A 13,962-nucleotide genomic window follows, 5' to 3' on the forward strand; every position below is an offset into this window, starting at 1 on the left:
GATAGAATGAGCTAACTAAAGTATATGTTTTTAATCTCTAGGATCTAATACCTTGATCTTCAAATCTAACTTAGAATGAAAAAGCTACTTTTTACAACGATTCTGTTTGCGGTAGGCTTATATTGTTCGGCTCAAACACGTTTTTACACTGGTTTTGAAGGCGATGCCGAAAAGTACTATCCTAAAGTTGAAAAGGAAGCGGCTGTATATGTCACCGAGTTGCAGCGACCAGCATGGGTTGCTGGTGTATCGGGCCGTGCACTCGATTTGTCAAAAAATGCAGTGCTCCGTCAGCCATTGGTTGTCGACAGTTTGGAGACACCGGACTATAGTACATCGGCCGATTTGTCTGTTTGTGTGTGGGTAAAGACTTTGCCCGGAGCTAAGCAGGGAGCAACGATTATCGGTAACAAGACAGATGGAGATTTGAAAGGAGTGGGGTGGAGCATTTTTACCCAGCCGACGGGAGCATGGGGTGCTGTAATTTCTGATGGAAAGAACAGCTACACTTATCAGCCCAATATTCCTCGCCAGGCTGTTAACGATGGCGAATGGCACCAACTGGCATTCAGCCTAAACCGGGAAAAAGGGGAGCTTTGGTTTTTTCTGGATGGGCAAAATGTGGCTATCTACAATACTCCGGAAATTGGAAGCCTGGAAAATACGAACAGAACTGTGGTTGGAGGAACCGATGAGCATTGGGAAGCTGGTTCCTTTGGCCAATGGACGGCTTTTAACGGACACTTGGATGAGGTGGTGATCGACAATGAATCGATGACTGTTGAAACAATTCAGACTGATTATAGTCGCTTTAAAACTTTAGAATGTCCAGAAAAAATCATCGCTCCAATTCGGGTGATGGTTTGGAATATTTGGCATGGCGGACGACGCTATGGTAAGCATGTTGGCTTGGAGCGGGTCATTGAAACAATAAAAGAGGCTCAACCCGATGTGGTTGGCTTGATTGAGACTTACGGGTCTGGGGAGGCGATTGCCGATTCGCTGGGGTATTATTTTTACCTGATTAGTTCTAACCTGAGCATCATGAGCCGGTTTCCGATCAAAGAAACGGTGAAAGCTTTTCGTCCATTTAATTTCGGGGGTGCCATCCTTCATCTTGGCGGTAACCGAGAGTTAGCTGTTCTGGATACCTGGCTGCATTATCTTCCCGATTATTGTGCCGATGTAGCTAAAATGGAGCTGTCTTCTCAAGCGTTAATTCAGGCTGAGGGGAAAACGCGGCATGCTGAAGTAAAAAGTATTCTGAAGGAAATTAAGCCAATATACGCTGAAGCATCAAAGCGGCCGGTGATCATGTTGGGCGATTTTAATAGTGGCTCTCATCTCGATTGGACTGAAGCCACTAAAAAGCTGCACTACGATTATACGGTTGAATGGCCGGTTAGTCAGGAAATGTTGAAAGCCGGATTTAAAGACAGTTACCGTGAACTTCACATTAACCCTTTGTTGGATCCTGGCTTTACGTGGACGCCACGTGCTGCCACATCCTCTGATCGATATGGTTTACGTGATCGTATCGACTACATCTATTATCAAGGTAATTTAAGCCCAGTTGAATCCAAAGTGATCGACTACCACCCAATCATGTTCCCTTCCGATCATGCAGCGGTGTTGACTGTCTTTGAGTTGGACTAGTTGGATGAATACTAATAAAAATTTGGGGTTGATTGATTGATGTACTAGTTATCAGATCTTTAAAATCCCAAAATCTAATGACTTATGAAAAGGAGAGAATTTATACGATATGGTTTTGGAGGAGCGGGTATTCTCATGCTGCCTCTTGGAGTAAATGCATTGACAAGTGGCTCTAAAAAGCGTGTTCGATTTGGTGTGTGTGCCGATGTTCACAAAGACATCATGCATGACGCAGCTGAGCGCTTGCAAACTTTTATTGATGAGGCATCCAACCAAAACCTGGATTTTATTATTCAGTTGGGTGATTTTTGCCGTCCTTATGAGCAAAACAAGGAGTTCCTTGGTATTTTTAATGAATACGATGGAGCAAAGTACCATGTAATTGGCAACCACGATATGGATGGCGGCTTTTCGCGTGAGCAGGTACTGGATTTTTGGGGTGCTGACTCCAAATATTATTCGTTTGATCAGAATGGTTATCATTTTATTGTACTGGATGGAAATGATCAAAATCCATCTCCTGATAAGGCGAAGGGCTATGCCCGTTTTGTGGGGAAAGAGCAACTTCAGTGGCTGGGAAATGATTTGAAAGCAACCAATTTGCCCTGTATCGTTTTATCTCATCAGAGTCTTGAGAACGAGGACTTGGGCATTGAAAATCAAGAGCAGGTTCGGGCTATTCTGGAAAAAGCTGATAAAGTGATTGCTTGCTTCAGTGGGCACCACCATACCGACTATGTATGCACCATCAATGGAATTTATTATATCCAGATAAACAGCATGTCATACAGCTGGTTGGGAGGCGATTATCAAACGATTCGCTACAGTCAGGAAATTGATGCAAAATATCCTTGGATAAAATATACGGCCCCATACGAGAAACCGTTGTTTGCTTTTGTTGAGCTTGACAAAAGGAAGATCCAAATTGAAGGTATTCAAAGCCAGTTTGTTGGTCCGACTCCTGAGGAACTTGGATTTCCCAAGCAGCCCCAAAACAGTCCGGTTGTACCGGTAATTTCTGATCGAAAAATCAAGTACTAAAACAATAAACTATTAATCAAATGCGCACGAAAACTTTTTTACTACTATTTGTCGGTATAGCAATACTGACTTCTTGCACGAAGCAGCCCGCAGCAAAGCGGGTGGTGATGATTGCGTTGGATGGTATTAGCATTGAGGGCTATCAAACAGCTAAACATCCGAATATTGACCGCTTAGCCAAAGAGGGGGTGTTGTCTCTATCAACACGTGCTGTTATGCCGTCGGTTACGCTTCCAAACTGGACCAGTCATTTAACGGGCAGTGGCCCTGAACAACATGGTGTTGTTGGAAACGACTGGACGCTGGATAATATTAAGCTTCCAGCAGTTGAGAAAGATAATTCCGGGTATTATCCTTCAATTTTTGAAGTTTTGAAAAAGCAACTTCCTGAAGCAAAAACTGCTTTCTACTATAACTGGGGGCCGCTGGTATTTCCCTATAATCAAGATTATATTGATGAAGTTAGCTTTTTAGAAAACGATGGTTATGTGGAGAACTATCAGAAAGCGTTGGATTTCATTGATGCCAATAAGGAGTTGCCAACCTGCGTGTTTTTATACTCAGTCCATACTGACCATGCCGGACATCGACATGGCTGGATGTCGCCTAAATACATTCAATCTATTGAAGAGGCAGATGTACATATTGGGGAATTTCTGGACGAGCTCAAAGCCAAAGGCTTGTATGAGGATACTCACTTCCTGTTTGTTTCTGATCACGGTGGTAGAGGAAATGGGCATGGTGGCGTAAGCCCGACAGAGATGGAAGTCCCTTGGTGTATTGCTGGTCCGGGAATCAAGCGAGGAGTAAAAATGACAGCTCCCAACAATACCGTGAATACTGCTGCAACAATCGCAAACTTGTTTCAATGTGAACTGCCAGCTGCCTGGATTGGGAAAGTTCCTTCTTTCATCTTTGAAAATTAAAAATAGAACAATAGTTTTATAGGCTAAATAAATTTTAACTACTCAATTAAAAAACTACTCAATGAAAAGAACCATTTCTCTTTTTCTATTAGCTGCGGTTTTGGGCTGTACAAAGCCCTCGGGGCTGATGATGAAGACAGCCAACACAATTGCAGTTGATGCTGATGATACCAAGGATTCAATTATCCTTAAAGCTGCTCATGTTGTCCCAACACCCAATCAAATGGATGCCTTAAGTGATGAATTCATTGCGTTTATCCATTTTGGTCCCAATACGTTTACCCGAATGGAGTGGGGGAATGGCATGGAAGATCCTAAGGTTTTTGACCTTCGGGAACTGGATACCGACCAGTGGTGCCAAGCGATGAAAGCAGCCGGAATGACCAAGGTGATTTTTACGGCCAAACACCATGACGGCTTTTGTTTGTGGCAAAGCCGCTATACCGAACATGGTATCATGTCTTCTCCGTTTAAAGATGGCAAAGGCGATGTGTTAAAAGATTTGGCCGAGTCATGCGAAAAATATGGTTTGAAGTTAGGTGTTTACCTTTCTCCGGCCGATTTATTTCAGATTGAAAACCCGGAAGGTTTGTATGGAAACCTGAGTAAAAAGACGGAGCGTGTCATTCCTCGTCCGGTTGAAGGACGTCCGTTCGACAACAAAACCACCTTTAAATTCACGGTCGACGATTACAATGAATATTTTCTGAACCAACTGTTTGAGCTGCTGACAGAGTATGGTCCGGTACATGAGGTTTGGTTTGACGGGGCACACCCAAAGCGCAAAGGCGGTCAAACCTACGATTATATGGCCTGGAAAGAGTTAATTCATAAACTGGCTCCTGATGCCGTTATTTTTGGTCGCGAAGATATTCGATGGTGTGGTAACGAAGCCGGACAAACACGTGATACCGAATGGAACGTAATTCCTTATGACGAAGATCCAAACGCGATGAGTCGTTTTGGTGATCTCACGGCAAAGTCATTGGGAAGTCGTGATGATTTACTTAAAGGTAAATTTTTACATTATCAACCAGCCGAAACCAATACGTCTATTCGCGAAGGTTGGTTCTATCGCGATGACACCAAGCAAAAAGTGCGTAGTGCCGATGATGTGTTTGACATGTACGAACGCTCGGTTGGTGGAAACTCCATTTTCCTACTCAATATTCCGCCGAATCGTCAAGGTCGTTTTTCAGACGAAGATGTTCAGGTTTTGGAAGAAGTTGGGAAACGCATCGAGCAAACTTATGGTGCTGATCTACTAAAAGGAGCGAAAGGTCCTGCCGAGGTGTTGGATAATGATCCAAACACATACGAATTGCTTGCCGGCGAAGAGCAGGTAATTGAAATTATCATGGCTTCGGAAGTGGAAGCCAACCGCTTTGTAATTCAGGAAGCCATTGCCAGCCATAGCGAGCGTATTGAGAAACACGCCTTGGATGCCTGGATTGATAACCAATGGCAAGAAGTTGCAGCAGCAACCAATGTGGGCTACAAACGTATTTTACGTTTCCCAACAGTGACTACGACCAAATGGCGCTTACGAATCTTGGAGTCGCGCGTGGCCCCAGCTATTGCCAAGGTTTCGGCTCATTATTATGAAAATCGCCCACCGCAACTTGCATTTTCTCGCAGCATTGATGGCCTGTTGACCATTGAACCTCAAAAACATGATTTTGGCTGGAAGCCTCACGGAGAGGATATTTCAAAAAATATCAATAACGATTTGGAGATTCGCTATACCCTGGATGGAAGTGAGCCAACCCCTGATTCAAAGTTGTATCATGTGCCATTCCTACATGAGGCCGGTCAGGTAAAGGCTCGTTCGTTTACTAAAGATCAAGCGGGAAGTGTTGCCGAAAAAACCTTCGGTATTATCAAGAAAGACTGGAAATTGGTTGGTACTGATCAGGAAGCTGACGGACATGTTGGAACAATGGCTTTCGATGAAAATAGCCAAACCTACTGGACTTCGACACGAAATGGAGCTCACTTTTTAGCCATTGACTTGGGACAGGAACAAACCCTGACAGGTTTCGTTTATACGCCTCAAACAGCGAATGCCGATGGCATGATTGAAGAGGGGATGATCAAAACAAGCGCGAATGGCAAAAGCTGGAAAACGCTTGAAACCTTTAAGTTTGGGAACTTGATTAACGACCCGACTCCCCGGACTCATTATTTTAATGCGCCGGTATCTGCCCGTTTTTTCCGGATTGAATCACGAGTTATCGCCGGAGGAAAATCAGGTGCTGCGATTGCTGAAATTGACTTCCTTACAAAGGAATAGTTGCAGCCATGTTTGAAAAATAGTTTTCTAATGAGAAGAGCAAATTTTACTTTTCATAGAACAATTCTTTTATTCCTGCTTGTTTTTGGCTTTGGATGTAGCCAAAGCAAGCAGGCTAGAGAACTGAAAGTCCTGCAATTCAATATTTGGCAGGAAGGAACGGTGGTCGAAAATGGTTACCCTGCCATTTTGGATGAAGTGATTCGACTGGATGCTGATCTGATTGCACTAAGTGAGGTGCGGAATTATGACGATATTAGTTTGGCAGGGCGGTTAGTCAAGGACTTGAAAGATCGTGGCTATATCTTTTATTCTCAGAGAAGCCAGGATACGGGTATTTTATCGCGCTATCCAATTGTTAAGCAAGAGGCTTTGTTTCCGGTTAAAAATGATCAAGGATCAGTAACCAAGGCAATCATTGATGTGGAAGGTACCGAAATTGCTTTTTACAGTGCCCATCTCGATTACAGGCATTGTAGCCTTTACCTTCCCCGTGGATATGATGGATCAACCTGGAAAAAGTTGGATTCAATTGTTACCGATACGGCGGTGATTGCTGAATACAACCTGAAATCAATGCGTGATGAAGCGATCCGGGCGGTCATTGAAGATGCTGAAAAGGAACAAAGAAATGGACGCCTGGCCATGTTGGGAGGCGATTTTAATGAACCTTCTCATCTCGACTGGACAGAAGCTACCAAAAACTTGTTTGACCATCATGGGGTGGTCATGGAATGGCACAATACCAAAGCTCTGGAACGGGCAGGATTTAAGGATGCCTATCGGGAAGTGTACCCCAATCCGGTGACGCATCCTGGATTTACCTTTCCGGCAGATAATCCGTTGGTGGACATTCGCAAATTGGCTTGGAGTCCGGATGCGGACGACCGGGATCGGATTGATTTTATCTTTTACAAACCGGATGCTAAGATTAGTTTGAAGGCGGTGACCATTGTGGGGCCGAAGGGATCAATTGAACGGAATCAACGGGTTCCTGAAAAAACAGAAGACCCAATATTGGAGCCAAAAGGCATTTGGCCAACGGATCATAAAGCAGTTTTAGCTACCTTTGAACTGAATTAAAACTCAAATAACTACTACTACAAGATGAAACTACTTAAAGCTTACTCGGGAGCGTGTTTGGCGGCAGTCTCTTTGCTGTCAGGCTGTTCCGAACCGGAAGTTCAACAGCCCAATATCATTTTATTCTTAGTTGACGACATGGGGTGGCAAGATACCTCAGTGCCTTTTTGGAAAGAAAAAACAGCGTTTAATGAACGTTATCATACGCCGGGAATGGAGCGTTTGGCATCGGAAGGAATGCTTTTCACACAAGCTTATGCTTCATCGGTGTGTTCGCCCACGCGCGTAAGTCTGATGAGTGGAATGAACGCTGCAAGGCACCGGGTAACCAATTGGACATTGCGCCGAAATGCCTCTGTTGATGCGCAACACAAGCTATTGGACTATCCCGAATGGAATGTCAACGGGGTGCAACCGGTTGATAGTATCGAAAATTCGGTTCAGGCAACCATGCTACCACAACTATTGCAGGATAATGGGTACTTTACCATTCATTGTGGGAAGGCACATTTTGGAGCTATGACAACACCATCAGCCAATCCGCTAACCTGTGGGTTTGATGTAAATATTGCCGGACATGCAGCTGGTGGCTTGGGAAGTTATTTAGGTGAGCAGAACTTTGGCAATAGAGAAAAAGGTGCACATACCGAGCCATGGGGAGTTCCCGGCTTGGAGAAATACCATGGCGATTCGATTTTTATAACCGAAGCTTTGACGATTGAAGCGAAGAAGGCAATGGATCAAGCTTTGGCTGCAGAAAAGCCCTTCTACCTTTATATGGCTCATTATGCAGTGCATATTCCGTTGAATGCTGATCAACGTTTTTATCAGAAATACCTGGATATGGGCTTGCCGGAGTCTGAGGCAAAGTACGCTTCCATGGTTGAAGCGATGGACAAGAGCTTGGTTGATTTAATGGACTATCTGGATGAAAAAGGGATTACCGATAATACGATCGTACTGTTTATGTCCGATAATGGCGGTTTTAGTCTTCGTCCACGAGCGGGAGAGTTGCACACGCACAACAGCCCTTTGCAAAGCGGTAAAGGCTCAGCTTACGAAGGTGGTATTCGGGAGCCAATGATTGTTAAATGGCCCGGAAAAGTGCAGCCAAAATCAAGGTGTAATGACTACCTGCTGATTGAAGATTTTTTCCCCTCTATTTTAGAAATGGCTGGAGTAAACGATTACCAAACAGTACAAACTGTTGATGGAAAAAGTTTTGTGCCCATGCTACTGAATGAGGGAACTACGGCAGATGGCCGCGATCTTTTCTGGCACTTCCCAAACAATTGGGGCCCAACTGGTCCGGGAATTGGAGCAACAAGTACCATTCGAAGTGGCGATTGGAAGTTGATTTATTACTATCGCGATCAGCATTTTGAACTGTTTAATATTCCTCAGGATATTGGTGAAAAGCAAAATCTAGCGGAATCAAAGCCTGAAAAAGTCAATGAACTGGCTCAAAAGTTGAGCGATTACCTAAGAAGTGTAGATGCTCAGCGTCCGACTCTGAGAGCTACCGGAAAATTAGTGCCATGGCCCGATGAGGCCAGAGCTCTTTAAGGTTTCGGGAGTACTGTTTTTTGATGTTGCCCGGCACTATTTGTCTGGCCAGCAATTCTATTTCAGAAAAGAATAAACACCATGCTAATCTTCAAAAACCTAAGTGTTTTATGCTTTGTGCTAAGTTTAATAGCTTACTCATCTTCAGGACTGGCACAGGAAAATACCATTGTTGACCCTTATCATCGAGATGCGGGTGGCTATGGATATTTAATTGAAAACAACGAGCAGTGTGCCGTTTGGTGGGCCGAAGGAGCTTATAAGGTAATGCGGGATACGCCTGTTCCGGAGCGAGAAGGGGACACCATTAAGATTTGGTCCGCTCAAAATGAGTATGAATCATTTTTAGTGGTTATTAAGCCTAATCAACGTTTAGAAAACTTTCGCTTGACCGTTTCTTCCTTAACAAATGAAGATGGAAGTCGGGTCGAGGCTGAGCAGGCTAGTATTCGAAAGGTGGACTATGTGAAGGTGACTAAGCCTACGGATGCTTACGGTTTCAAAGGATGGTGGCCCGACCCCTTACCTTTGGTTGATGGATCGGTAACTCTTTTTGGTGCCGAGAATCAGCCATTTTGGGTGACCGTCAAAACGCCGGCAGGAACCCCGGCAGGAACTTACCATGGAAATTTGAATCTAAGTGCTGAAGGTTGGAATCTGAGTATTCCTATTCAATTGAATGTATGGGATTTTGCACTGCCCAAAATAACAAGCATGCGTTCGGGCTTTGGCTTAAATATGAATACGGTTAACGAATATCATCAGTTGACTGACCCGGAGGATTCGAAAAAAGTATTTGATCTTTACATGCAGGAGTTTAAGAATTATAAAGTGGCTCCGTACAACCCCTTCGAATTTTCGCCAATTAAAGAAACCGTATCAGGAATTTTCTGGCAAGGTGGCTTTTTCGACAGTAAGGAAAAGCATGCCGGTAAGTATGCGCTAAAAGTTGAAGATGAAAGTCGCAGCGAAGATCCGGTTGCTGAATCGGACTTTATTGAAGTTAACCATGCAAAATATGAATTATCCTGGTGGGCAAAAACACAGGAAAAAGAGCAGCAGTTTTGCGTCAAGGTGGCGTGCTACAATGCCGAAAAGGAACTATTGGTTTACGAAAACCGGATGGAAGAATTTACCGGTGAGGATACCTGGAAAGCGTATTCGCTCAACTTGGGCAAAATGGCTGATGAAACACGGTCTTTGAAGGTTTTTCTGTACCCGGTTTTTCATTCCTATACGGGCGAATACATGGGCACATGCTGGTTTGATGATGTAAAATTGAATGACGGCAATGAGAAGAATCATTTGTTGGCCGGAAATTTTGAAGTTGATTTGGAAAAAATAAACATCGACCTGGACTTTACGGATTTTGATCAGGCAGGAGAACGCTACCTGGATGAATTGGGGTTTAATGGTTTTCGTTTAGCACTAAAAGGCATGGGGCGGGGGACTTATTACGACCGGACGCCGGGTGTTTTTGAAGGCTTTGAACAGGGAACTGTGGAATATGAAAAGCTTATGCAGCGTTACCTGGTTCAAATAGAGCAGCATCTCGAAGAAAAAGGTTGGTTGGGCAAAGAATACATTTATTGGTTTGATGAGCCCGATGTCAAAGATTACCCTTTTGTGAGGGAAGGCAACGAAATGATCAAAAAATATGCGCCCAAACTAACGACTTTTCTGACGGAACATGTGGCCGGACAGGACCTGTCGGATGTAACCGATATTAGCTGTACAATCTGGCATAAACTGGATCATGAAAAGGCTCGGAAGCTGAATGAACGTGGGTTAGAATATTGGACTTACCTGTGTTGCTGGCCCAAGTCGCCCTGGATTTCGGAATTTATTGACCATGACGCTGTCAACCTCAGAATGTGGGTTTGGGCTTCGTGGAAATTTCAATTTAAAGGAATCCTGATTTGGTCAACGAACTTTTGGAACTCCCTGTCGGCTTCGCCTAAAGGTTATTTGCAGAATCCATGGGAAGAACCGATGTCTTTTGTGACTGGTTACGGCTGGCCACAAGGAAAACAAACGATTTGGGGAAATGGTGACGGCCGCTTTTTTTATCCGCCAAACAAAGAACCAAATGTAAAAAGTAAAGACTGGATTGAAGGACCGGTTCCGTCTTTGCGTCTGGAAATCCTGCGGGATGGCCTGGAAGATTACGATTACCTGATTTTGTTGAAAAAGGCAATTGAACAGGCATCCGGAAAAAAGAAGAAGCTGGCTAATGAAGCAAAGCAACTGTTGGAACTTCCTGCCGGAATCATTTCCGACGAGAAGACGTATTCTAAAAATCCGCAAGATTTGTTGGAATACCGCAGGAAGTTGGCCCGGTACATTGAGCTGCTTCAGGAGGATTGAAGAGGCACTAAATGAGAAGGAGGACCTGAAAGCTGAAAAAGAACATTTTGTCAACCTAACACGATAAAACTACATGACTACTACACGACAATTTACGAAAGCGACACTAAGCGTTTTTACGCTTACCGCTATGGGTTTTTCGGCCGCGGCACAAACGCCGCCCAAGCCGAATATCATTCATATTGTAGCCGACGATGTCGGTTATGATGATCTGAGCTGCTTCGGCTCAAAAGACATCCACACGCCTAACCTGGATGCGTTGGCTGAAAGTGGCATTAAATTTACCAGTTTTTATGCACCGCATGGAACTTGTACGCCTTCGCGTGCTGCACTCCTAACAGGACGTTATGCGCCGCGCGTTAACAACAACACCGGCTTGTATGTACTTTTCCCTCATTCAAAACATGGTTTGGAAGATGAGTTGGAAGTTTCGATTACAGAGCTGTTGAAGGAGCAGGGCTACCGGACTGGCCTGTATGGAAAGTGGCACTTGGGGCATTTGCCTCAATACCTGCCTTGTGTGCATGGCTTTGATGAATTCCTTGGAATTCCTTACCCGAATGACCACGGGCCAGAACGTATTGGTAATTCCGGTTGGCGGCCAAATGGCATCAGCGATCCGGCGATTCCATTAATTGAACAGGCGCAGGTAATCAAACGATGCGATAACAATGATTTAGCTGAGCTACCGGCACTTTTTACGCGCGAAGCCTGTAAGTTTATCTACCGCTCGGTGAAGGAAGACCAACCGTTTTATCTGCAGTATGCAAATATTGAAACGCACACGCCTTGGTTTGTACCCAAAGGATTTGAAGGCAGGAGCAAGGCGGCTGCTTATGGCGATGCGGTTGAATACCTGGATACCTCCGTGGGGATCATTCTGAATACTTTGAAACGCTTGAAAATAGAGGACAATACCATTATTGTTTTTACTTCGGATAATGGCCCGTTGATCCATAAAGACGAAGAGCTGGAAAACTGCTACGGTCGCTTTGGATTTACGGATCCTGATCGGGAGCATGTGCTTCGTGAAGGAAAGTACCAAGAACGATTTGAGGGAGGGATTAAAGTTTCGTGTATCATGAAATGGCCGGGGCATATTCCGGCAGCCAGCGAGTCGGATGAGCCGATTACCGGAATGGACTTATTCACGACGTTTGCACACATTGCCGGGGCCGAAATCCCAACCGATCGGGTAATCGATGGAAAAGACATCCGGGATTTAATGTTTGGAGAAAAGGGAGCGAAATCGCCTCACAAAGCGGTATATGGTTTCACGGCAACAGGCCGATTGATGAGCGTCCGGTATGAAAACTGGAAATTAATTTTGGGCGGAAAACATTGGACAGGTAACTTTGATGCACCGCAACTGTATGATCTGAATACAGACATGGGAGAAAGCACCAATGTGGCTCCGGAACATCCGGATGTGGTGAAACAAATTTTAAAACTGGCAGAAGAAGCCAAAACAGCAATCGCAAATAATCAACCATTAATATAGAGATAATGAGCAATAACAGAAGAGAATTTTTAAAGAATATTGCCTTGGGTTCAGGGGCAGTAGCAGCTACGTCGCTGATGTCGGCAACGTCTCCTGCAGCGAAAGAAGAAGTAAAATACATTCGGAAATCAGCAGAGCGCGTGCCTGCCATGAAATTCAATATGTGTGGGTATGCAGCTCCAAAATTGGATAAAGTTCGCGTTGGCTTTGTTGGTATTGGAGACCGTGGTATCGGCGCTGTGGAGCGCATGACTTATATCGAAGGCGTTGAGATTACAGCTATCTGCGATACTCGTCAAGCTGCTTTGGATGGAGCTCAGGCCAAATTAGTAAAAGCAGGTTTGCCTAAAGCAAAGGAATTTACTGGTAGTGATACGGCTTTCAAAGACTTGTGTGAAAGTGGTTTGGTGGACTTAGTGTACACGGCGACTCCTTGGGAATGGCACGTACCTGTTGGATTGGCAGCCATGAATGGTGGAGCTCATACGGCCATTGAAGTGTCTACAGCTAAAACGATGGATGAATGCTGGGAGATGGTGGAAACTTCGGAACGTACACGTAAGCACTGTGTTATTTTGGAGAACTGCTGCTACGACTTTTTCGAACTGTTGACTTTGAACATGGTTCGTCAAGGGGCTTTTGGTGACTTGATTCATGGTGAAGGAGCCTACATTCACGATCTGGATTATTGGCATTTCAATAAGCCGAAAGATGATAAGCCAGGTGGTGATGGTGCTTACGATAAATTGTGGCGTTTGCACGAAAACACCCGTAAAGCCAACGTATATCCAACACACGGTTTAGGACCGATTTGTCAGGCAATGGACATCAACCGTGGTGACCGTTTGGACTACCTGACCGCTATGATGTCGGATGATTTCACTTTGGAAAGACGGATTAAAGAATTGGCTCCGGATCGTCCCGATTTAAAACAATTCCTTGGTAAGGAGATGCGTGGAAATATGGATATGCAGATGATTCGCACCGTGAAAGGGCGGACTATAATGATTCAGCACGACATTAGCTCTCCTCGTCCTTATTCGCGTATTCACATGCTAAGCGGAACCAAGTGTTTTGCTCAAAAATGGCCTTTACAACACATTGCATTCGGTCACAATGTAGCTGATGAAGCTAAAATGAAAGAACTTCAGGAAAAATACCAACCAGAAATCGTGCGTAGAGTAGGCGAAATGGCCAAACAAGTTGGTGGGCACGGTGGAATGGACTTTATGATGGACTGGCGTTTGATCGACTGTTTGCGTAATGGTCTGCCAATGGATATGGATGTATACGACGCTGCGGCTTGGAGCTGTATTACTCCATTGAGTGAATGGTCAATTGCCAATGGTTCGAAACCAATTGATATTCCTGACTTTACTCGCGGCGCTTGGAAAACGAACAAACCAATTGATATTACCTTGAATGGAGGTGGCACAACGGGAGTTCGCAACCTGAAAGACGCTGATTCAAAAGGACAGTTAAACGTTCATTAATGAATTTTCAGAAATCGTGAAATAACGATTAAGCCT

Annotated in this window: 9 protein-coding genes; all 9 read left to right on the forward strand. The window is 44.5% G+C overall.

The features are described 5' to 3' along the window. The first annotated feature begins 75 nt into the window (after positions 1-75). The 9 genes from Q1A18_RS03350 (at position 76) to Q1A18_RS03390 (ending at position 13,926) form a co-directional block, all read left to right on the forward strand. The gene (locus tag Q1A18_RS03350) at positions 76-1,656 is read left to right on the forward strand and encodes an endonuclease/exonuclease/phosphatase family protein (RefSeq protein ID WP_299577368.1); all 1,581 of its coding nucleotides are present in this window, start codon (positions 76-78) and stop codon (positions 1,654-1,656) included. 84 nt (positions 1,657-1,740) lie between these two features. Further along, complete coding sequence (locus Q1A18_RS03355; protein ID WP_299577370.1) at positions 1,741-2,697, forward strand: metallophosphoesterase; 957 nt, start codon at positions 1,741-1,743, stop codon at positions 2,695-2,697. 20 nt (positions 2,698-2,717) lie between these two features. Continuing rightward, a complete protein-coding gene (locus Q1A18_RS03360; protein ID WP_299577372.1) occupies positions 2,718-3,623 on the forward strand; it encodes an alkaline phosphatase family protein in 906 nt (301 codons plus the stop codon). 61 nt (positions 3,624-3,684) lie between these two features. After that, positions 3,685-5,916, forward strand: a complete 2,232-nt coding sequence (locus Q1A18_RS03365) for an alpha-L-fucosidase (RefSeq protein ID WP_299577374.1) — start codon at positions 3,685-3,687, stop codon at positions 5,914-5,916. 30 nt (positions 5,917-5,946) lie between these two features. Continuing rightward, positions 5,947-6,999 (forward strand): endonuclease/exonuclease/phosphatase family protein, encoded by a 1,053-nt coding sequence (locus Q1A18_RS03370; RefSeq protein ID WP_299577376.1) that lies wholly within the window; start codon positions 5,947-5,949, stop codon positions 6,997-6,999. A 24-nt stretch (positions 7,000-7,023) separates the two neighbouring features. After that, on the forward strand, positions 7,024-8,565 hold the full coding sequence (locus Q1A18_RS03375; protein WP_299577379.1) for a sulfatase: 1,542 nt from the start codon (positions 7,024-7,026) through the stop codon (positions 8,563-8,565). A gap of 81 nt (positions 8,566-8,646) precedes the next feature. After that, positions 8,647-10,932: a glycoside hydrolase domain-containing protein gene (locus Q1A18_RS03380; RefSeq protein ID WP_299577381.1), complete on the forward strand. Its 2,286-nt coding sequence runs from the start codon at positions 8,647-8,649 to the stop codon at positions 10,930-10,932. A 73-nt stretch (positions 10,933-11,005) separates the two neighbouring features. After that, on the forward strand, positions 11,006-12,433 hold the full coding sequence (locus Q1A18_RS03385) for a sulfatase (RefSeq protein WP_299577383.1): 1,428 nt from the start codon (positions 11,006-11,008) through the stop codon (positions 12,431-12,433). 5 nt (positions 12,434-12,438) lie between these two features. Continuing rightward, positions 12,439-13,926, forward strand: a complete 1,488-nt coding sequence (locus tag Q1A18_RS03390) for a Gfo/Idh/MocA family oxidoreductase (RefSeq protein ID WP_299577385.1) — start codon at positions 12,439-12,441, stop codon at positions 13,924-13,926. Positions 13,927-13,962 lie beyond the last annotated feature (36 nt).

Origin of the sequence: uncultured Sunxiuqinia sp. (assembly GCF_947495665.1) — a bacterium.
Classification (GTDB): Bacteria; Bacteroidota; Bacteroidia; order Bacteroidales; family Prolixibacteraceae; genus Sunxiuqinia; species Sunxiuqinia rutila.

Coding starts and splice junctions, on each gene's coding strand:
- Q1A18_RS03350 (WP_299577368.1), top strand. CDS start 76: ATGAAAAAGCTACTTTTTACAACGATTCTGTTTGCGGTAGGCTTATAT.
- Q1A18_RS03355 (WP_299577370.1), top strand. CDS start 1,741: ATGAAAAGGAGAGAATTTATACGATATGGTTTTGGAGGAGCGGGTATT.
- Q1A18_RS03360 (WP_299577372.1), top strand. CDS start 2,718: ATGCGCACGAAAACTTTTTTACTACTATTTGTCGGTATAGCAATACTG.
- Q1A18_RS03365 (WP_299577374.1), top strand. CDS start 3,685: ATGAAAAGAACCATTTCTCTTTTTCTATTAGCTGCGGTTTTGGGCTGT.
- Q1A18_RS03370 (WP_299577376.1), top strand. CDS start 5,947: ATGAGAAGAGCAAATTTTACTTTTCATAGAACAATTCTTTTATTCCTG.
- Q1A18_RS03375 (WP_299577379.1), top strand. CDS start 7,024: ATGAAACTACTTAAAGCTTACTCGGGAGCGTGTTTGGCGGCAGTCTCT.
- Q1A18_RS03380 (WP_299577381.1), top strand. CDS start 8,647: ATGCTAATCTTCAAAAACCTAAGTGTTTTATGCTTTGTGCTAAGTTTA.
- Q1A18_RS03385 (WP_299577383.1), top strand. CDS start 11,006: ATGACTACTACACGACAATTTACGAAAGCGACACTAAGCGTTTTTACG.
- Q1A18_RS03390 (WP_299577385.1), top strand. CDS start 12,439: ATGAGCAATAACAGAAGAGAATTTTTAAAGAATATTGCCTTGGGTTCA.